At 35.5% G+C, this 21,938-nt stretch carries 16 protein-coding genes; 14 read left to right on the top strand and 2 right to left on the bottom strand.

What is annotated here, in order from left to right:
* Window positions 1-183 precede the first annotated feature (183 nt).
* The 5 genes from garR to F9279_RS03230 all read left to right on the top strand — a co-directional run bounded on the left by garR (window position 184) and on the right by F9279_RS03230 (window position 6,245).
* On the top strand, window positions 184-1,092 hold the full coding sequence (garR, locus tag F9279_RS03210; protein ID WP_152111324.1) for a 2-hydroxy-3-oxopropionate reductase: 909 nt from the start codon (window positions 184-186) through the stop codon (window positions 1,090-1,092).
* A complete protein-coding gene (locus F9279_RS03215; RefSeq protein WP_152111325.1) occupies window positions 1,076-2,515 on the top strand; it encodes a four-carbon acid sugar kinase family protein in 1,440 nt (479 codons plus the stop codon). The genes garR and F9279_RS03215 overlap by 17 nt, the downstream gene beginning before the upstream one ends.
* A 105-nt stretch (window positions 2,516-2,620) precedes the next feature.
* The gene (locus F9279_RS03220; protein WP_152111327.1) at window positions 2,621-3,940 is read left to right on the top strand and encodes a gluconate:H+ symporter; all 1,320 of its coding nucleotides are present in this window, start codon (window positions 2,621-2,623) and stop codon (window positions 3,938-3,940) included.
* 190 nt (window positions 3,941-4,130) lie between these two features.
* Complete coding sequence (locus F9279_RS03225) at window positions 4,131-5,096, top strand: S66 peptidase family protein (RefSeq protein ID WP_152111328.1); 966 nt, start codon at window positions 4,131-4,133, stop codon at window positions 5,094-5,096.
* A 51-nt stretch (window positions 5,097-5,147) separates the two neighbouring features.
* Window positions 5,148-6,245, top strand: coding sequence for a GIY-YIG nuclease family protein (locus F9279_RS03230; protein ID WP_152111330.1), 1,098 nt, complete (start codon window positions 5,148-5,150; stop codon window positions 6,243-6,245).
* 37 nt (window positions 6,246-6,282) lie between these two features.
* On the opposite strand, the gene F9279_RS03235 is transcribed toward F9279_RS03230, so the two are convergent.
* Complete coding sequence (locus F9279_RS03235; protein WP_152111332.1) at window positions 6,283-7,668, bottom strand: amino acid permease; 1,386 nt, start codon at window positions 7,666-7,668, stop codon at window positions 6,283-6,285.
* Between the two features lie 569 nt (window positions 7,669-8,237).
* On the opposite strand from F9279_RS03235, the gene F9279_RS03240 reads away from it, so the two are divergent.
* The 9 genes from F9279_RS03240 (at window position 8,238) to F9279_RS03280 (ending at window position 20,288) form a co-directional block, all read left to right on the top strand.
* On the top strand, window positions 8,238-9,071 hold the full coding sequence (locus F9279_RS03240; protein WP_152111334.1) for a GNAT family N-acetyltransferase: 834 nt from the start codon (window positions 8,238-8,240) through the stop codon (window positions 9,069-9,071).
* A gap of 465 nt (window positions 9,072-9,536) precedes the next feature.
* On the top strand, window positions 9,537-10,649 hold the full coding sequence (locus F9279_RS03245) for a sugar ABC transporter substrate-binding protein (protein ID WP_152111336.1): 1,113 nt from the start codon (window positions 9,537-9,539) through the stop codon (window positions 10,647-10,649).
* A gap of 162 nt (window positions 10,650-10,811) precedes the next feature.
* Window positions 10,812-12,332 carry a sugar ABC transporter ATP-binding protein gene (locus F9279_RS03250; protein WP_152111338.1) on the top strand — a complete coding sequence of 507 codons (1,521 nt, stop codon included), beginning with the start codon at window positions 10,812-10,814 and terminating at the stop codon, window positions 12,330-12,332.
* A 13-nt stretch (window positions 12,333-12,345) separates the two neighbouring features.
* Window positions 12,346-13,518 carry a sugar ABC transporter permease gene (locus F9279_RS03255; protein ID WP_152111340.1) on the top strand — a complete coding sequence of 391 codons (1,173 nt, stop codon included), beginning with the start codon at window positions 12,346-12,348 and terminating at the stop codon, window positions 13,516-13,518.
* A 143-nt stretch (window positions 13,519-13,661) separates the two neighbouring features.
* Window positions 13,662-14,645 (top strand): substrate-binding domain-containing protein, encoded by a 984-nt coding sequence (locus tag F9279_RS03260; protein ID WP_152111342.1) that lies wholly within the window; start codon window positions 13,662-13,664, stop codon window positions 14,643-14,645.
* Window positions 14,638-16,077, top strand: a complete 1,440-nt coding sequence (locus tag F9279_RS03265; protein ID WP_152111344.1) for a sensor histidine kinase — start codon at window positions 14,638-14,640, stop codon at window positions 16,075-16,077. The genes F9279_RS03260 and F9279_RS03265 overlap by 8 nt, the downstream gene beginning before the upstream one ends.
* 4 nt (window positions 16,078-16,081) lie before the next feature.
* Complete coding sequence (locus F9279_RS03270; protein WP_152111347.1) at window positions 16,082-17,626, top strand: response regulator; 1,545 nt, start codon at window positions 16,082-16,084, stop codon at window positions 17,624-17,626.
* Between the two features lie 72 nt (window positions 17,627-17,698).
* Window positions 17,699-18,748 (top strand): sugar ABC transporter substrate-binding protein, encoded by a 1,050-nt coding sequence (locus tag F9279_RS03275; protein ID WP_152111395.1) that lies wholly within the window; start codon window positions 17,699-17,701, stop codon window positions 18,746-18,748.
* An 82-nt stretch (window positions 18,749-18,830) separates the two neighbouring features.
* On the top strand, window positions 18,831-20,288 hold the full coding sequence (locus tag F9279_RS03280) for a protein adenylyltransferase SelO (RefSeq protein ID WP_152111349.1): 1,458 nt from the start codon (window positions 18,831-18,833) through the stop codon (window positions 20,286-20,288).
* A 791-nt stretch (window positions 20,289-21,079) separates the two neighbouring features.
* On the opposite strand, the gene F9279_RS03285 is transcribed toward F9279_RS03280, so the two are convergent.
* Window positions 21,080-21,913, bottom strand: a complete 834-nt coding sequence (locus F9279_RS03285) for an alpha/beta fold hydrolase (protein ID WP_152111351.1) — start codon at window positions 21,911-21,913, stop codon at window positions 21,080-21,082.
* Between the last annotated feature and the right edge of the window lie 25 nt (window positions 21,914-21,938).

The raw sequence follows: 21,938 nt of genomic DNA on the forward strand, positions 1-21,938 counted from the left end.
AATATGAATTCCTTTTATAAATTTTTGTATACAAAATATTATTAAAATGTATACAGAATAAAAATATTAGTATACAATGTCACTATAAAGTTACTTGAAAGCGATTGCTTGTAACAGGAAATTCGAAGTTTAGTGTAAAGATACTTATAAAATAATAAAGTTAAGAAATGAGGTTGAATAAAAATGGCAAAAAAGGTTGGATTTATCGGATTAGGTATTATGGGAAAACCGATGGCATTAAATTTAATTAAAGCTGGACACCAAGTGGCAGTTAATGATCTAAATAAAGATGCTGTGCAAGCATTATTGAAAGCGGGTGCAGTTTTTGGAGAAACACCGAGAAGAATAGCAGAAGAGAGTGAAATTATCATTACTATGCTACCTGCTTCTCATCATGTGCAATCTGTAGTACTAGGGGAAAATGGTATTTTAGCTGGAGCGAAAGAAGGAAGTATCATTATAGATATGAGTTCTATTACTCCAGCAGTTTCGAAAGCCTTAGCAGAAGAAGCAGCTAAGCAGGGTGTTGGATTTTTGGATGCACCAGTTAGTGGTGGGGAACCGAAAGCAATTGATGGAACACTTGCTATTATGGTTGGTGGAAAGGAAGATGTATTCGAAGCAGCTAAACCAATTCTGTTAGACGTAGGAAAGGACATAACTTTAGTTGGGGATAGCGGATGTGGAGTTACAGCAAAGCTTGCTAACCAAATTATTGTAAACTTAAATATTGCGGCTATGTCAGAAGCACTTGTTCTTGCAGCAAAAGCTGGAATTGATATAGAAAAAATGTATCAAGCGATTAGAGGAGGATTAGCTGGTAGTGCCGTTTTAGATGCAAAAGTTCCACTAATCTTAGAACGAAACTTCAAACCAGGGGGCACTATCGCTATTAATATGAAGGATATTACGAATGTAATGGACACTGCTCATGAAATTGGTGTTCCACTCCCTTTATCTAGTCATCTACTAGAAATTTTTCACGCATTAAAAGTAGATGGAAAATTGATGGACGATCATGGCGGAATTGTTCAACATTATGAAAAACTAGCAAATGTAAAGGTAGGAGGGACTAATGGTGAACACCAATAAAAGATTAGTTGAGGAAGTACTTAATAAGATTCCTACTATTGATGAAGGAAAAGTAAATGAGTTAATTAAGGAAGAATTAAACCATCATAATAAGAAGATTATTGTTCTAGATGATGATCCCACTGGTGTGCAAACAGTTCATGGAATTTCCGTTTATACAGATTGGACATTGGAAAGTATAGAACGCGGGTTTCAAGAAGAGATTAGCATGTTCTTTATTCTGACAAATTCCCGTGGATTTACAGCAGCTGAAACAACGGAAGTGCATCAAGAAATAGCGAATAATATTGTAAAAGCGGCAAGCAAATATAATCAAGATTTTATTATTATCAGCCGTGGAGATTCTACATTAAGAGGTCATTATCCATTAGAAACACAAGTATTAAAAATGGCAGTAGAATCTCATTCATCAACTGTATTTGATGGAGAAGTTATCATCCCTTTCTTTAAAGAAGGTGGTCGATTTACAATCGATAATACGCACTATGTGCAATATGAAGAGTACCTTGTACCAGCTGGTGAAACCGAATTTGCCAAAGACCGCACGTTTGGATATAGAAGCTCTCATTTAGGACAGTATACGGAGGAGAAAACAGAAGGAGTATATAAAGCAGAAAACATGGTTTATATCTCTCTAGAAAGCCTTCGTTCAGTAGATATAGAAGGAATAGAACAGCAATTGTTAAATGTAACTGATTTTAACAAAGTAATTGTAAATGCAGTAGATTATGTCGATGTTAAAGTATTTACGATTGCTTTAATCAGAGCTATAAATAAAGGGAAAAACTTCTTATTTAGAAGTGCTGCTGCATTAACGAAAGTGATTGGTGGAGTAAGCGATAAACCATTACTTACTCATGAAGAATTAATGCAAGGAGAAACATCAAATGGTGGAGTTGTTATTGTTGGTTCTCATGTTAAAAAGACAACAGAGCAGCTAGAAGAATTAATGAAGTCAGATGTAGTGGAATTCATTGAATTTGATGTGCATTTAGTATTAGATGATAATGCCTTTGCTAGTGAACTTAATAGAGTAATAGAAGAAACGAACCGATTAATAGCAAGCGGAAAGAATGTGGCTGTCTATACAAAGAGAGCAAGATTGGATTTAGGAGAAGATAAGAAAGAAGAAGAGTTGCAGTTATCTATAAAGATATCTACTGCAGTAACTTCCATCGTCAAACAGCTTAAAGTAAGACCTTCCTTTGTTATTGCAAAAGGAGGAATTACTTCTAGTGATGTAGGGACAAATGGATTGGAAGTGAAGAGAGCAACTGTTGCTGGGCAAGTTCGACCAGGGATTCCTGTTTGGACTACAGGGGAAGAAAGTAAATTCCCTGGTATATCTTATGTTATTTTCCCAGGAAACGTTGGTACGAAAACAGATCTTAGAGAAGTAGTAGAAATGCTAAGTGCAAAGTGAAAATATGGAAGAAAGTAAACGGTAAAGGGGCCAACTGCTTTTTTCGGAAGGATGGACTAAAAATCGTTAGTCCTCCTTCATCCATATAAAAGGGAGATGAGTGAAATGCCAATTATATCTGTCATAATAGGGGTAATTATTTTATTAGTTTTAATGATGCCATTAAAGTTAAACGCTTTCGTTTCGTTGATTATAGCTGCACTAGCGGTTGGATTACTAGAGGGAATGACTCCGCTTGAAGCAATGGAATCCATTGAAGCAGGACTAGGAAGCACACTTGGACATTTAACCATGATTATCATATTCGGTGCTATCCTTGGTAGACTGATGATTGATTCTGGTGGTGCTCAGCGTATTGCTACAACGATGATTCATGCCTTCGGAGAAAAGAGAATTCAGCTAGCAGCGGTTATTACTGCAGCAACTGTTGGAATCGCTTTATTTTTTGAAACAGGTGTTGTTGTTTTAGTACCATTAGTATTTACTATTGCTACTGCTGCTGGTGTACCAGTTCTTTATATTGGGATGCCTGTTATTGCGGCACTTATCACTATGCATGGATTTGTTCCCCCGCATCCAGGACCAACAGCAATTGCAGGTGTGTTTGGAGCAAATATTGGCTTAACCATGATTTATGGAATTATTATTGCTATTCCTTCCTTCTTAATTGCAGGACCAGTCTATACAAAACTATTTAAAAAAGAATCGCTAGAGATTGAGATTCCAAAAGGGCTCTTTAATCCGAAAGAATTTAAAGAGAGTGAGCTTCCTAGTTTTGGAATTAGTATTTTAACAGCACTTATGCCCGTTATTTTAATTGCATTACAAGCTTTTGTAGAAATATTTGCACCAGACTCAGTTATCTCTTCTGTAACAGATTTTATTGGTAATGCAAATGTTGCTCTATTATTATCTGTTCTATTTGCTATCTTTACTTTTGGACTACGAGTTGGAAAGAAAATGCCAGAGATTATGAAGTCTCTTAGTGATTCGGTAAGTGGGATTGCGATGATTCTTCTTATCATTGCAGCTGGTGGAGCGTTTAAACAAGTATTAGTAGATAGTCATATTGATCAATATATTTCTGATATTATGGCTGGATCAACATTGTCTCCATTGTTCTTAACTTGGTTAATTGCAGCTATCCTAAGAATTTCTGTGGGATCTGCAACAGTTGCTGGGATGACAGCAGCAGGGATTGCAGCACCATTAGTTGCTGCAACAGGAGTAAGCCCAGAGCTAATGGTTTTAGCTGCTGGAGCAGGTAGTGTAACCTTCTCTCATGTAAATGATGCTGGTTTCTGGATTTATAAAGAATACTTTAACTTAAGCATTCTTCAAACGATAAAAACATGGTCTGTACAAGTAACGATTATTTCTATTGTTGGACTTATTGGAGTATTGGTTCTTAATATGTTTTTATAAGATGTTCATTTCATAAGGAAAAAACAGGAACAAATCAGCTGTTGAAAAGCTGACTTGTTCCTATTTTTTTATCTTGTAGAGAAGTCTACTTTCCAATAAAAATGATTAATTTTAAATTAATAAATAAAACAAAAGAAATAAAAACGGTTTTATGGTTAAATAAGTAATAAAAAGCAGGAGGGGAAATGTCGTGAGAATTCCAGCAAAATTAAAACAAGGCGATGAGATTAGAGTAATTGCTCCAAGTAGAAGTGCTTCTATTCTTTCAGAAGAAGGTATACAGCAAGCGAAAGAAAGATTAGAAGACTTAGGCTTTACTGTGACATTTGGACGTCATATTTTTGAATCTGATAGGCAGAATTCTTCTTCCATTGAACAAAGAGTAGAAGATATACATAATGCCTTTCAAGATGAAAAGGTGAAAGGCATTTTAACAGCAATCGGTGGTTTTAATAGTAATGAATTATTACCTTATTTAGATTACGAGTTAATTAGCCGCAATCCGAAGGTGTTTTGCGGGTATAGTGATATAACGGCAATTGGTACAGCGATTTCGACAATGTGTGGGTTTGTTACCTATTCAGGGCCACATTTCTCTAGCTTCCAAATGGATCAAGCACAGGATTATCAAACAGAATATTTTCGACGTTGTTTTATGCAAGAGGAAGAATATTTAGTAGCTCCATCTCCTATTTGGAGTGATGATGCATGGTATTTAGATCAAGAAAACAGAAAATTTGAGGAAGCAAGCTGGAAGGTTTACCAAGAAGGAAAAGCAACAGGAAAGGTTTATGGCGGAAATGTATGTACCCTTAACTTATTACAGGGAACAGAGTATATGCCAGACTTAGAGAATACTATACTGTTTGTGGAGGATGATGAACTCGTTATTCCAGAAATGTTTGCAAGAGATCTTACTTCCTTGCTACAAGCAGCAGGAACGATTAAAGGGCTAGTAATTGGCAGATTTCAGAAAAAATCGAAGGTATCGGAGGAACAGTTGTTATTTATATTGGACAAACATCCTTTATTAAAATCTATTCCTGTTCTATATGATGTGGATTTTGGGCATACACAACCAATATTCACTTTTCCAATTGGTGGAGAGGTTGAAATAGATGCGGTGGAAAAGAAAATTCGTATGCTACAATTTTAAGAGTAGTAGTTAGTCATAAATAATGAAGCTTACAAAAAGGAGGAACCCTCAATGAATTTACTAGAAAAAGCAAAATCTCTCCCTACTACACCTGGTGTATATTTAATGAAGGATTCCTCCCAGCAAATTATTTATGTAGGTAAATCGAAAAGCTTAAAGAATAGAGTCTCTTCTTATTTTCAAAGCTCCCGTAATCATCCAAAGAAAGTGGAGAGAATGGTTAAACACCTCAAAAACTTTGATTATATTTTAACAGATACAGAGTTTGAAGCTTTAATGCTAGAGTGTAAGCTAATAAAAGAAATTCAGCCTATGTATAATAGGATGATGAAAACAACGAAGGCATATCCTTATATAGTTTTTCGTTGGAGACATGGGATATATCATATAGAGGTCACAAACCAGAAAAATCATGAAGATATCCACTATTATTTTGGTCCTTTTCCCAGTAGAAGGTCAGTAGAAAATATAGTAGATAGTTTGTTGGAATTCTATCAAATTAATTGTTCTCATCCTAAATCTGGATCTGGAAGTAGCCCTTGCCTGAACTATTCTCTTAACCGATGTATCGGGATATGCTTTAAGTCTTCTGCTAGAGAAGTGTATCAAGATATTTTGCACCATATTATTGGGTTATTCAAGGGAACAGATGAGAAAGTAATAACAGAGCTAACTCAGAGCATGAATGAAGCTGCCAATACCTTAAACTTTGAAAAAGCCGGAGAGGTTCGAAATATTTTAGAGGCATTAGGTTCTCTTGTGAAAAAAGAAACAGTAGTTGATTTTACGAAAGCTAATCGTTCAATTATTATAGGAGAAAAATTAGAAACGGGCAAAGTAAAAGTATTCTTTATTCAAGGTCCTAAAATACTAGCACGTTCCATATATGAAGTGGATTCATGTATTAGTAAGAAAGTAAAACAGGATATACAAGCTAACTTTTTTGAAAAAAGAACTACTATTTATGACTTGCAAAAGGATGATCTAGATTATGGGCATATTATATATCGATATCTTACAAGTGATAAAAGTAGTTCTATGATTATTTCTCATGATTATCTAGATGAAAAGAATAGGGATGAATTAAATGAGGAAATACACCTTTTTATAAGTAATTTATTAGTTAGAAAGGTAGAGATGTCTGAATGAAAAAAGCCCCCAGACTAAGCTGGAGGCTTTCTTTGTATTAATTATTTAAATTACTATGTTTTTTAGAATAGAAGAAGTAAACTAATGCTCCTATTGCTAACCAAATAACAAAGGAAATCCAAGTGATCCCTGGTAGGCTAAGTGCTAAACCAATACATAAAAGTGCACTGATTACCGGTAATACTGGTACAAATGGAACACGGAAAGAACCTTTTAATTCTGGAAATTTCTTACGAAGTACAATAACGGCAATTGAAATAAGTGTGAATGCTGCTAATGTACCCATATTTACTAAGTGAGCAAGTGTTGATAAGTCGATAAAACCAGCAATACATGCTGCAACAATTCCCGTTAACCATGTATTTTTAAATGGTGTTTGTGTCTTTTTGCTTACACTAGATAATACTTTTGGTAAAAGTCCATCACGGCTCATTGCATATCCTAAACGAACTTGTGCATAAATCAATGCAAGAATAACAGTAGTAATACCAAGTACGGCACCGATGGAAATAATACCTGCAATAGTATCTTGTCCAACAGATTCTAGTGCAAGTGATACTGGTGCTCCAACGTTTAATTGAGTGAAAGGAATCATACCAGTTAAAACAGTTGAAACAGCGATATATAATGCTGTACAAATAGCTAGAGAACCAATGATACCAATTGGCATTGTTTTTCCAGGGTTTTTAACTTCTTCAGAAGCAGTTGCAATAACATCAAATCCGATATAAGCAAAGAATACAGTAGCAGCTCCAGTGAATACTCCGTTAATGCCAAATGGTAAGAAAGGAGTCCAGTTTTCAGGCTTCACATAAAATGCACCTACAATAATGAATAATAGAATAATTCCAAGTTTTACGAAAACCATAATGTTGTTAAATTTAATACTTTCTTTTACCCCTTTAGATACTAAAGCAGTAATAGCTAAGATTATAAGCATAGCAGGTAAATCTATCATTCCGCCTTTACCAACGCCTGGAGCAGATGAAATAACAGTTGGAATGTGTAAATTAAAACCGGCAATTAAGGATTGGAAGTATGCAGACCATCCTGTCGCAACAGCTGATATGGCCAGTACATATTCTAACATTAAGTCCCAACCAATTAAGAAAGCGAATAATTCCCCTAAAGTTGCATAAGTGAAAGTATATACACTCCCTGATAGTGGAACGGCAGATGAAAACTCAGCATAACAAAAGGCAGCAAGTGCACAAGCAATACCAGCAAGAATAAAAGATAAAACAATAGCTGGTCCGGCACTTTCAGCAGCTACTACGCCAGTTACAACGAAAATACCTGTACCGACAACACAACCCACACCCAAGAAGATAAGGTCCATAACACCCATCGTACGATCAAGTGCTTTGTTTTGTGATTGTGATATCATCGTGGTTAATGATTTCTTTCGAAAAAGTTGACTCAAAGCTGTAAACCTCCTAAATTGAATTGTTGGTTAAAATTAAAATTTTCAAACAATTTTATGTAAACTAATATAATCTAGTATTTGTTCAAAAGTTCACTTTGATGATTATAAAAGGTGTAAATACCTTGTGTCAACGACAAATTTCTTGCAATTGTCGAAATTAGTAGAAAAATTATTTTTATGAAATAGTATTTCGTTTTTAACCTATTATTTTGGTAAGATAACTCGAATTTCTGAATAGACACATTATCTATAAGGTTCACAACAAAAGTTTTATTCTAAAAGGGAGGCATTTTTAAAGAAATTCTATTACGTAAGATATCTGTTTTTTTCTGTGAAAATGCACCTTATAGAATAAAATAACAATTATACTTTTATAAAAATTATGAGGTACTGAAGAGTTAATAATTCTCCTTTCTCCGTGAGATATAGAAAAAATCTTATTTTTCTAGGTATAATTTTGCTTGTTGAAGCGGATTAGTAACAAATCTATATTCTAGAATGAGAATAAAGGATTAATGTATCAAAAAAAAGAATACCTAATAATTCAGTCTAGGAGGGAATAAGAAATGTTATCAAAGAATGAATTAGAAGCAATTAAATGTCTTCAAGAAGTATGTGAAAATGAGGGATATCAGTTAAAACTGAACCATGATATGTTGGAAAATCGCAAAGAAGGAAGGCAAGATGATTTCTTTCATTATGAAGGAGATACTTTAGTAGGATTTCTGGGGTGTTACTATTTTGGGAGTAAAGTGGAAATGTGTGGAATGGTTCATCCAGATTATCGAAGAAAAGGAATTTTCTCTTTCTTATTAAAAAACGCTGTAACAGAAGCAGAACAACGAAAAGCAAGTAAGGTATTATTAAATGCTCCATCTAGCTCAGTATCGGGGAAAGACTTTTTAAGAAGTGTAGCTTGTAAATATGCCTTCTCTGAATATCAAATGAAATGGCATGAGAAGGAGCTACACGAAATAGATGATGTCATATTACGAGATTACGATTATAAGAAAGATCAAGAAATAGAAATTCAGCTTGATATTCAAGGCTTTGGAATAGAAGAACAAGATGCAAGAGAATATGTGGAGACAATGGTGGAAAATGAGTATGACCATCGGTTTATCATAGAAGCAGAAGGTAGGGTAGCAGGAAAAATACGTGTTTCAGAAGTAGAGAAAGAAGCTTGGATTTATGGTTTTGCCATTTTCCCCGAATTACGCGGGAAGGGAATAGGAAGAAAAGTGCTAACAAAAGTAGTGAAAATGGAGCATCAAAAAGGGCTACCTATCTTCCTTGAAGTAGAAGCTAAAAATGCACAAGCACTGACTCTCTACGAATCTTGTGGATTTAAGAGCTATCATTCACAGGATTATTACAGTTTATTAAAGAGCGAGAGTTAATAATAATAAAATCTTTATCATAAGAAACGTATTGTAGAAGGATATCTAAATTGCTATCAAGTTGTTTTAAAAGAATAAAAAGATTTTTATCCAACTGATTAGAGTGGAAGGGATGAGGCTTCTACGGGATATGCGAGACAGTCCGAGACCCTGCAGGAACTGTAGTGACGAAGTGGCTTATAGATAAGCCCTGTGGAAAGCGAACTCCTGTAACGGAAATCAGCCCCCTATTCAGCGGAATAACAAAATATACCATCCTGTTAACCCCTAAATTTCTATTTAGGGGTTTGTTTACAGTCTAAGGTTATCTTTCAATGAAATCCTTTTTGTCTGTTTTCCAATATTAAAAAAGTACAGATGATATTAAAAGAATACTATTGTTAACGCTTACAATTCCGATGGTTATCCCCTAAAATACTAAATGTAAAGAAGAAAAAAAGCCTAACTAAAGGGGGATCCACCGTAATGAAAAGATGGAAATCGTTATCCTTATTACTTGTAGTCATGTTACTCGCAGCTTTTATGGCAGCTTGTAGTAACAGTACAGGAGGAAGCAATCAGGAAATTAGTGTGGGAATTGTTTTACCAACAAAAGATGAACCAAGATGGGTGCAGGACGAACAAAGATTTAAAGATGCATTAAAAGATTCAAAATATACAACAGAAATACTATTTAGCCAAGGCTCCTCAGCTAAAGAAAAAGAAAATGTAGAGACATTACTAAATAAAGGTATTGATGTATTAATTATTACACCACAGGATGGAGCGGCTGCAGCTGCAGCGGTAGAAGCTGCGAAAAAAGATGGTGTTACAGTAATTTCCTATGACCGTCTAATTACAGACACAGATGCAGTAGATTACTATGTAACATTTGACAGTGTGGCAGTAGGCGCGGCTCAAGGCCAATACTTAATTGATCATGCACAAGGATCAGATGTACCACTATATCTATATGCTGGTGCTGCTTCAGATAACAATGCATTCCTTTTCTTTGAAGGAGCATGGAGTGTTCTTCAACCTAAAATTGCTGATGGAACCTTTAAAATTGCTAACTCAAGTGAAGCAGAGAAATTAAAGGATAAAAAAGAACTAAGCCGTGATGAAATGAGTAAGATCTTAGGACAGGTTACAACAAACTGGGAGCCAAATGAAGCAAAGAATAAAGCACAAACACATTTAACTGCTGTTGGTACAGAGCTAAAAGGAGATGTAGCAGTTTTAGCACCAAATGATGGAACTGCACGCTCTATCGCAGATGTATTTGCATCAGATGGAGATATAACAAGCTATGTGGTAACTGGTCAAGATGCAGAGAAAGCCTCTGTTCAATATGTAATAGATGGAAAGCAATCTATGACTGTATTTAAAGATGTCCGTACATTAGTAACAGATGCAATGGGAATTGCGATAGATATTCTAGATGAAAAAACACCTGAAACTACAGGTTCTTATGATAATGGAGAAATAGATGTAAAAGCGAAGCAAACAAATGTAATTGTTGTAGAACAAGAGAATCTTCAACAAGAATTAATAGATTCTGAATATTACAAAGCAAGCGAGTTTACTGGATTAAAATAAGGAAAGAAAAGAGGGTGTCCAACAAATAGGGTCAAACTCCTTCATACAATATTCTGGCTTCATAGGTAGTCTTCTTTAAAATACTACTTTGGATGTTGTTTGCGAGGTTCCCCTTTTTAGGACACCCTTAATAGTCCGTTCTTTCGTTAAGGAGGAGGAAGCATGAGTGAGTATATTTTAGAGATGAATGGAATCTCTAAGGAATTTACAGGGGTAAAAGCACTTAGTGATGTGAGTTTCAAAGTGAATAAGGGTGAAATACATTGCTTAATTGGGGAAAATGGTGCAGGTAAATCAACCTTAATGAAAGTATTGAGTGGCGTTTATCCATATGGAACGTATGAGGGAGATATTGTATATGAAAATCATATACAGCAGTTTCATAAAATCAGTGATAGTGTCAAAACAGGCATTGCTATTATTTATCAAGAATTAGCTCTCTTTCCTGATCTTACCGTCTATGAAAATATCTTTGCAGGAAACGAAGTAAAACAAAGTGGCATTATTAATTGGAATAAAACCATATTAGAGGCTAAAAAATTACTAGAAAAGGTGAAGCTAAATATCGCACCTGACACACTGGTAAAAGATTTAAGTGTTGGAAAAAGACAATTAATCGAAATTGCAAAAGCAATGAGTAAAGATGTAAAGCTCCTTATTTTAGATGAACCAACTGCTGCATTAAATGAAGATGACAGTGAAAATCTTCTATTACTACTCAAAGAGTTAAAAGCGCAAGGAATTACATGTATTATGATTTCTCATAAACTCAAGGAAGTAATTTCAATAGCGGATAAAGCAACCGTTATTCGTGATGGGAAAACCATTTGTACACTGGATGCTTCTAAAGGAGAAATATCGGAAGCTATTATTATTAAAAATATGGTTGGACGAGAAATAGAAGATATTTATCCAAAGCGAGAAAAGAAAGTAAAGGCTGACATTCTATTAGAGTTAAAAAATTGGTCTGCATATGATTCGCAATTGGGCAGACAGGTAGTAAAGGATATGAATCTGCATGTGAAAAAAGGCGAAATTGTTGGGATAGCAGGTCTTATGGGATCAGGAAGAACAGAGCTTGCATTAAGTATCTTTGGAAATGCAAAATCGTATAAACTTTCCGGGGAAATGCTCATTAACGGAAAATCAAAGGCTTTACGACATACTAGTGAAGCAATAACAGAAGGAATTGCTTATGTAACAGAGGATCGTAAAGGCGACGGCTTATTCTTGCTACAAGATATTAAGAGTAATATCTCAGCAGCAAATTTAAAAGAAATCGCAAAGAGTGGAATTATTAATGAAAATGAGGAAATCAAAGTCGCAGATAGTTATAAAGAATCTCTTCATATTAAAGCATCCTCTCTTGAGCAGCTTGCAGGAAATCTAAGTGGAGGAAATCAACAGAAGGTATCGATAGGAAAATGGTTATTTGTTGGTCCAAAGCTACTAATCTTGGATGAGCCAACGAGAGGAATAGATGTAGGAGCTAAATTTGAAATTTACACGGTAATGAATAAGTTAATAGAGGAAGGCTTGAGCATTATTATGATTTCTTCAGAACTTGGAGAGGTTCTTGGAATGAGTGACCGTATTTATGTCATGGCACAATCGGAATTAAAAGGAGAATTATCCATACAAGAAGCAAACCAAGAAAAAATTATGGAGCTTGCAACACAATAAGGAGGTTTGAAAGATGAATATGCTTCAGGAAGGAAAAACGCTTATTCGCGAAAATATTCGAGATTATGGGATGTACATCGCGTTATTTGTTATCATTGTTACTTTTACCATTATGACCAACGGATTATTTATTTCTTCAAGGAATATTAGTAATTTGCTAGATTCGGCAGGGTATATTGCTGTTTTAGCGGTTGCTATGACATTAGTTATTGTTATCCGCCATATTGATTTATCAGTTGGATATGTAGCAGGATTTCTAGGAGCAATTGCGGCTATTTTACTAACACAGGCAGGCGTTTCAGTTTATCTAACCATTCCTATTATTCTATTATTAGGAATTGCTATCGGAATCTTTAACGGTCTATTGGTCGCACATATAGGTATTCCAGCGTTTGTTGCAACACTTGCAGGAATGCTCATTTTTCGTGGTGCTCTTTTACAGGTAACGGAAAAATCAGGCACTATTATTATTCAAAATGATGCGTTTAATGCCATTGGTAACGGGTATATTCCATCACTTCTAGAGATTAACGGTCTACATTTTTTATCCTTAATAGTAGGATTAGTTGGAATCTTACTTTATATTTTTAGTGAATTTTCAAACAGACGAAACAAAGTGAAGTATCAATTTGAAGTGGTTTCCACCCCTATTTTTGTTCTTAAATTAGTATTTGTTTCTGTGATTATTGGCTATATAACTTGGATTCTAGCAGGATATAACGGATTCTCTTGGACAGTTATTATTATGTTAGCAGTTGTAATTGTCTATCATTTCCTTACAACAAAAACAGTGCTAGGAAGACATATTTATGCAGTTGGAAGTAACCCGGAAGCAGCCCATTTAAGTGGTATTAATGTAAGAAAAATAACGTATATTGTGTTTGGTTCAATGGGGATGATGGCAGCACTATCGGGTATATTGTTTACTGCTCGTCTTCAATCAGCAACCACAACGGCAGGTACACTGTTTGAGTTAGACGCCATTGCAGCAGCATATGTTGGGGGAGTATCCGCTGCTGGTGGAGTTGGAAAAGTAACAGGGGCCATTATTGGAGCAATTGTTATGGCCTCGTTATCCAGTGGAATGAACTTACTTGGAGTGGGCATTTCCTATCAGTACATGATTAGAGGCGGTGTGTTAGCTGGTGCTGTTATTTTTGATGTGTTAACGAGAAAGAGTAGATAGATAATAAGGAGGGGATAACTAGTCCTCTCCTATTTTTGCTATATAAGAAGAAGGCTTTTATTAATCTATGAATTAATCTTGTACTATTTGGAAATGGTGCTATCATAAATTTGTAGAGAGTATGGGAAGGAGATTGGTGTTTATTGCGTAAATTAAGCATGATTATTTTTCTATCGGTTATATGTATATTATGCTTTTTCACGATGAGGGCTGCCCATCAAGTTTTTCGTACAGACTGGCAATTACCCAAAACAGTAGATGCCAATCTTGATCAACAACGGCTTGTACTAATCACCCAAGAGATGGATACTCCTTTTTGGAATGAGGTGGTAACTGGAGCTACTAACGAGGCTAAAAAGGAACAGGTTAGTATAGAAGTATGGGGAAGCTATGGGAATAATAAAGAGGAATTTCTTAAGAGCATGGAAATTGCTATTCAATCAAAAGTAGACGGCATTATTGTACAAGGATTAGATACAACTGATTTTAAGAACCTTGCTAAAATTAAAGCATCCTTTTATGGAATACCAATTATTACGATTGCTAATGATGTGCCAATGGAGGATTCGTTAAGAAGAAGCTATGTTGGTTCTGATCAACTACTAGCAGGGAAATCAATAGCAGAGCAACTAGTAAGGGACATGGGTGAACGTGGCAAAGTAGTGTTAATGCTAGATGCGGAGCAAGAATATTACCAAAAGCAACGTCTAGAAGGAATAGAGAATATATTAAAGCAATATAAAGATATAGAAGTTTTATATGGACACACTGTAGATACAACCAAGGATGAAGTGATTAAAACAACACGAGAGATTCTAAATCTTCAACCTGATGTGGATGCATTTATTGCAGTTAATGCACATGTTGTAGGAACTTTAATTGAGGAAATAAGTAAGCGTTACCAAATTGAACCGTACTATATTTATTCTTTTGATGATGGACCAGATTCTGTACGTTTGCTTCAAGAAAGGACATTAGATGCTATGGTAGTGCAAGCACCCGAAGAAATGGGAGAAAAGAGCGTGCAATTAATGATGGAATGGTTACATAATGAGGAAGTTCCCCTTGATAAAAATGGCTATTTAACAGATATAAAGGTGCAAGAGGCAGAGAACAAAAATGAATAGTATCCAAAAGAAAATAGTACTCCTTATTTCTATTATTATCCTTATTATGTCTATCATTTGGATTGCGCTAACCTATTATAACCATCGAACTCAACAGCAATATAATACTATTTTGCAACGCTATTTAAAGCTAAATGAAGTAACAACTAGTAGTCAAAAGTTAATTACAGACATAAATAATTTTATGTTAAAACCAACCAAAGAAAATGAGATAGAGCTAAATCATAGTAGGGATCGAATTGAAGAAGCAAGAGAAGCAATCTATTCTCTTAGGAATGAGGAAAATAGTTTTACATTAATAAGCTATATTCATTTAATGGATAGCTTGCTTGAGACAACAAATCGCCTGCTATTATTTCTATCAGAAAATGACAATGAATCAGCAACTCAGGAATTCTCTGAAGCAACGAGGATATCCACATATATTTCAGAAACCTCCTTATCCCTGTTAGATACAGAATTAAGGACATATGACCGATTTTACCGGGGAATTATTAATCAATCAGGTGAAGTAATGAAATTAGGTGTTTTTTTGTTACTTTTAATTATTTGCGTGTTATTTATGGTCACCTATTGGTTTTCATTGAGTATCACAAGACCAATTATTCAACTTACAAAAGTCGCAAACGAACTTTCAAATGGAAGATTTGATACACAGGTAAAGATAGAAACAAATGATGAAATTGCCTTCCTTGCCAGGACATTTGATCGAATGAGAGTCAATATAAATATGCTTATTACAGAAATGAAGCATAAGGCTCAATTAGAATATGAGCTTCAGCAGAATAAGATTTTACTTCAAGAAAGTCAGTTTAGAAGTTTACAAAGCCAAATAAGTCCACATTTTCTTTTTAATACATTAAACACCATTTCTAAGAAAGCTTATTTGGAAGGTTCAGAGGAAATAAGCGATTTGCTAGTTAATGTGGCAGGGATAATTCGTTATAATCTGAAACAACTAGATAGATCTGTTACTTTGAAAGAGGAAATAGATGTATTACAACAATATATTACTATCCAGAAAGCAAGATTTACAGAACGCCTTCGGTTTTTTCTAGAGGTAGATGAATCATGTTTGTTAACAAGGATTCCATCCCTTACACTTCAACCTATAATAGAAAACGCTGTCATTCATGCGGTAGAACCGAGTGAGGAAGGAGGCTCTATTTGGGTTAGAGTTAGAAATACGAATGCCGATGAAATAGTCATTGAAATTCAAGATGATGGAGATGGAATCCCTTCTGAAAAGATACAGCAAATGCTAGGTTCTTCATCTAAAGTAGTCGCAAATAACTCAAAGGGAATTGGAATAGGATTTAGTAATGTGGTTCAACGCTTACGACTTATCTTTGGCTATGAAGAGGTCGTTACAGTAAAAAGTGAAATCGGTTCAGGAACTACAGTCATTATAACAATTAAAGAAACGGAGTGAAAGAATGGTTAAACTCCTCATTGTAGATGATGAACAAGTGGAAAGAGATGGGATGCAAGCAATTTTAACAAAGGGTTTTCCGAATATTTCTATTAAACAAGCGAAAAATGGGAATATGGCTATTCAGATGGCGGAATCATTTGAACCAGATTTAATACTAATGGATATTAAAATGCCTGGTATTAGTGGATTAGAGGCTGTTCAGCGTATTAGTTCTCAAAATTCTCATATCCGATTTATTATGGTCACGGCCTACGATACCTTTGAATTTATGCGTCAAGCTATAAAACTTGGTGTGAAAGATTATATATTAAAGCCAAGCAAAGCAACGGAGATTTATGCAACAATCAAAAAAGTGTTGGATCATATGGAAAAAGAACAAAGGGCTGTAACCATTAGAAGACTTCAGCAGGAAACCATGCAAAAGACTTTCTCTCTTGTCGAAACAGATGTGGTTACTCAGTTGCTATTTGACCATGTTCATGAAATTCACGTAGATATGCTAGTGGAAATGCTAGATACACCTTCTACGAATGAAATGTTTGTTATGCTTGTATCTATCCCAGGTGGAACAGAAACAATATATTCTGCTATTAAAGAGGAAGTGAGACAAACAAAAAGCTGCTGGATTGGTGCTTTGTATGGAAGTTATCTTCCTATTATTGTATTTAGAGATCTAAACATGTCTTACCGATCACAGGCAATTTTATTGGCTAAAAGCATCCTATCCGTACTGCTCCCGTTTAACAACGAGAATGGTTTTATAGGAATAGGTAGTGTCTCTCCATCTTTAGATATAGTACGTCAATCTTATCATGAAGCCCTTCTTGCGACGATGGATTCTAAGCTGCAATTAAAGTATCGTTTTTACTCTGATGAAGCTATAGTGAATAACCATACATTTCAGGAGGGTCTAGTCGAACACAGAAAGAAGGAATTTGCTGATCAAATTCGAATGGGTCAATGGGAAAAAATCAGGAATTATATCTTATCTATCATTAAGCAATATGAGTCACAATCTGCAGATCTTATGTATACCCAACAACGTGTGTTAGAAATTCTTTGGATTGCTTCACAGGTTATGAATGAAATGGGAATGGAAGCAGACACCCCTTTATTTACATATAAGCCCACAAATTATAGACAGCTAGAATTAGAGAGTACAAGATTATTAAATGAAATGATACTAACCTTTAAAGAGAAAAGCGAAAAAATAGAGGTAGATGCTATACATCAGCTAAAACAATATATTCTAACACATTCTAAAGAGGATATATCCTTAGAGTCACTAGCCAGAAAGGTTGGTCTTAGTCCTATTTATATCAGCAAAATATTTAAAGAGAAACAAGGAATCAACTATATAGATTATTTAACAGAATGTCGAATAGAAAAAGCAAGAATATTAATTCGAGACACAGATAAAAGCATAAAAGAAATCACCTTTGAGGTTGGTTATCATGATCCCAATTACTTCAGTAAAGTATTTAAAAAACTGTGCCACATGTCTCCAAAAGAGTATCGGAAATCTTTTCAGGTTAACAAAGTGTAAGTATTTTCTTTTATCCATCATATAAAGGGAGAGAATTAGGTGAAGATAACAAGAAAGGTAAGAATATTGCTTATGTTGTTTCTCCTTTGCATGATATGTTTGGTTTCAGGCTGTGAAAATCAGGCAGAGCAAGTGAACTTGATTAAAGAGAGTTCCACGAAGGAATCAAATGTAGGTGACGACAAGATTAAGATTGGATTTTCTATGGATACTTTAAAGGAAGATAGATGGATAAAGGATAGAGATCTATTTAAAGAAGAAATGGAGGCATTAGGAGCGGAAGTATCGATTCTAGAAGCAAACGGTGATGATGCATTGCAAATACTTCAAGCAGAGACACTACTCAGTCAAGGGATTGATTTATTGGTAGTAGTACCACATAATGCAGAAGCGATGGCTACTATTGTGAAAAAAGCGCATTCCTATGGTGTAAAAGTCTTATCTTATGATCGGATGATTAAGAATGCAGATGTTGATTTATATATATCCTTTGATAATGAAATGGTAGGAGAATTGCAAGCAAGAGCTATAATGGAAAAAGTACCAAAAGGAAACTATGTCTATATTGGTGGCGCAGATACAGACTATAATGCTCATTTAGTTAAAAGAGGGGTTTTTAAAGTATTAGAACCTTACATTGCTAACGGTGATATTACAGTTACGTATGATCAATGGACAAAAAACTGGAACCCTGATGAAGCATATGCTCATATGAAAGAAGCTTTAGAAGCAAATGGTGGCACCATAGATGCAGTTATTGCTGCAAATGATGCTACTGCTCAAAGTGTTATTAAAGCGCTTACGGACATAGGTTTAGCTGGGAAAGTAGTGGTAGCTGGTCAAGATGCAGATTTGCCAGCTATTCAAAATATTGTCAAAGGGACACAAGCCATGACTGTTTATAAACCAATAAAAGCACTTAGCAAGCAAGTGGCAGAAATAGCAATGAAAATGGCAAAGAATGAGTACATAAATGTTGAACATAAGGTGAATAATGGCAAAATAGAGGTTCCAACTATTCTGCTCTCTCCAATAGCGGTAACAAGAGATAACATAGAAGAAACTATTTTAAAAGATGAATTTCATTCGCGAAATGAAGTGTATGGGATAGAAAATCCATAAATTTAATATCATAAAATCGTGTGAATGGAGAAAGAAGGGTATAATAGACAGAAATAAATTACGCAATTGAAAGGAGCTTATCATGTCAAAAATAGATCCAGGCTGGAACTTTGACAATAGCTATGCTCGTTTGCCAGATGCTTTTTACACCAAAATGGATATGAATGCAGTAGAGAAGCCTAGTGCGGTCATCCTTAATCATCCGCTAGCTACAATGTTAGGATTGCAAGCGGAGTTGTTAGAGAGTCAAGAAATGGTGCAAGTATTTGCTGGAAATGAAATTCCTGAAGGAGGACTACCACTTGCCCAAGCCTATGTAGGTCATCAATTTGGACATCCTAATATGCTTGGAGATGGAAGAGCTATGCTTCTTGGCGAGCAAATCACTCCATCAGGAGAGAGAGTAGATATCCAGTTAAAAGGCTCTGGGCGAACTCCTTATTCAAGAGGAGGAGATGGAAGAGCGGCTCTTAAGCCAATGTTAAGAGAATATATTATCAGTGAAGCTATGTATGCTCTTGGAATTCCGACTACTAGAAGCTTAGCAGTAGTTACAACAGGTGAAACAATTTTGCGAGAAGAACGATTACAGGGAGCCATTCTTACAAGAGTAGCCTCTAGTCATCTTCGAGTTGGGACATTTCAATATGCCGCAGCACTGGAGTCAAAGGAAGATCTACAAGCTCTAGCTGATTATGCCATTAACCGTCATTACCCAAACATTCAAACAGATGAAAATCCATATTTATCATTGCTCAGAGAGGTCATTAAACGCCAAGCTGATTTAATTGCACAATGGCAGCTTGTTGGCTTTATTCATGGAGTTATGAATACGGATAATATGACAATAAGTGGGGAAACAATTGACTATGGTCCATGTGCTTTTATGGATACTTTTCATTTAGAGACTGTGTTTAGCTCCATAGATGTAAATGGTCGTTATGCATATGGTAATCAGCCGAAGATTGGTGGTTGGAATCTTGCTAGATTTGCTGAAAGCTTGATACCACTATTACACGAAGATAGCAATAAAGCAGTAGAAATAGCGCAAAAGGAATTGTATGAATACAACAAGCGTTATCAGCAAAATTGGTTAACAGGGATGAGAGCTAAGCTTGGATTGGTGAAGGAAGAAAAAAGCGATGAAAAGTTAATAGAAGAATTACTTCGTATTATGCAAAATAGTGAAGCAGATTTCACAGATACCTTCCGTTCTTTAACAATTGGGACCATCCATAAAAGCAAGTTAGGTACAGTAGAAGAGTACCTAGAGTGGGAAAGTAAATGGAAAGCCAGATTGGCGCAAGAAGAGAATGAATCAGCTTGTTTTGTGAGAATGCGAAAGCATAATCCTTCTATTATCCCGAGAAATCATCTAGTTGAAGAGGCATTAGAAGCAGCAGACCAAGGGGATATAAGTGTTATGAAGCAATTAATAGATTTACTTTCTAATCCTTATGCTTATTCAGAAGAACAGCTTGTGCAATGTAAACCTCAGGAGTCTGGAGAGGTACCTTATCAGACTTATTGTGGGACATAATGGGAGTGGAAATGCATGGATTATCTTATTTAGATGATCTGTGCATTTTTTTGTTGAGTAGATGGTTTAGTTGAGTTGGTATAAGATGTGGTTTTTAATTAGGGAATGAAAGTCGGAAATGCTCTTTGTTTAGCTTGGACTCTCTTTTATGGTGCTCGCACTTCATTTTTGTTGTGTATATTCTTCTTTGTTTTGGAATTTGAAATTAAAAAGGGAGAAGAAAGATTGTACAGTATAGGAACCATAGCGGTAAAGAGAATGGTTCTAATTTGAAATCTTAGAGCCACTGAAGCGGTAAAAAGGGAGAAAAGTGGTTCCAATAAGAGATCTTAGAACCACAATAGCAGTCAAGAGGGAGAAGAATGGTTCCAATAAGAAAACTTAGAACCACAATAGCGGTAAAAAGGAAGAAGAATGGTTCTGATAAGAGATCTTAGAACCACAGTAGCGGTAAAAAGGAAGAAGAGTGGTTCCAATAAGAAAACTTAGAACCACAATAGCGGTAAAAAGAGAGAAAAATGGTTCCAATAAGAAAACTTAGAACCACAATAGCGGCAAAAAGGGAGAAGAATGGTTCCAATAAGAAAACTTAGAACCATAATAGCGGTAAAAAGGAAGAAGAATGGTTCCAATAAGAGATCTTAGAACCACAGTAGCGGTAAAAAGAGAGAAAAATGTTGCTCATCAATAAAGAGAGGAATCATATTTTTTCAACGAAACAAAACAATAAAAAACTGGCTATCATTGCTCTTTCCCCATGCAAGAGAAAAACCAATAATAGCCAAAACCACCTATTCACTTAAAAAACGCAATAACTCCTTATTGAACCGACTAGCATGGGTTGCGTTTAATCCGTGTGGAGCATTTTCAATCACGACTAATTCGGATGTACGCACCATTTCATTCGAAAGTTTTCCACTTGACTCTAGTGGAACTACTTCATCAGCATCTCCGTGAACGACTAATGTTGGAATGGTTATTTTTCCTAAGTCCTCTCGGAAATCAGTCTTGGCAAAGGAAACAATGCAATCTAGTGTTCCTTTGGGAGATGCCATCGAAGCGATATCTCGAATATACAAGCGGAAAGGCTCACTAACAAGATCTGATTGCATTCCTGCTCTAAAAAATTTCGTTGTAAAGTCGTCAAGAAAAGCAATTCGATCAGATTTCACTCCATTTAGAAACTCTGTAATAGTAGCATCATCTAATGCTCCTTCTGGGTGTTCAGCAGATTTATATAAATAGGGTGGAACCGCACTTGCTAACACAAGTTTTTCCACACGATCTGTTCCATAGGTGCTTACGTAGCGTACAGCTTCTCCCCCACCCATAGAGAATCCAACTAGAGTAATATTCTGAAGATCAAGATGTTCTATTAATTGATGAAGATCATTAGTAAGCGTATCATAATCATAGCCCTCATATGGTTGAGAGGATTGTCCAAAGCCTCTGCGATCATACGTTATTACTCGATAGCCTGCATCTACTAAAGCAGGAACTTGGTACTCCCATGTTCGTCCACTAAGTGGCCATCCATGAATAAGAATAATAGGCTTTCCTGAACCAACATCTTCATAATAAAGTTCTACTGGTTGACTTTGCGTTTCTACCGTAAGCTTTGCCATTTGAACCCTCCTAAAAATAATCTGT

Origin of the sequence: Bacillus sp. B1-b2 (genome assembly GCF_009183415.1) — a bacterium.
In the GTDB taxonomy this organism is placed as follows: Bacteria; Bacillota; Bacilli; order Bacillales; family Cytobacillaceae; genus Niallia.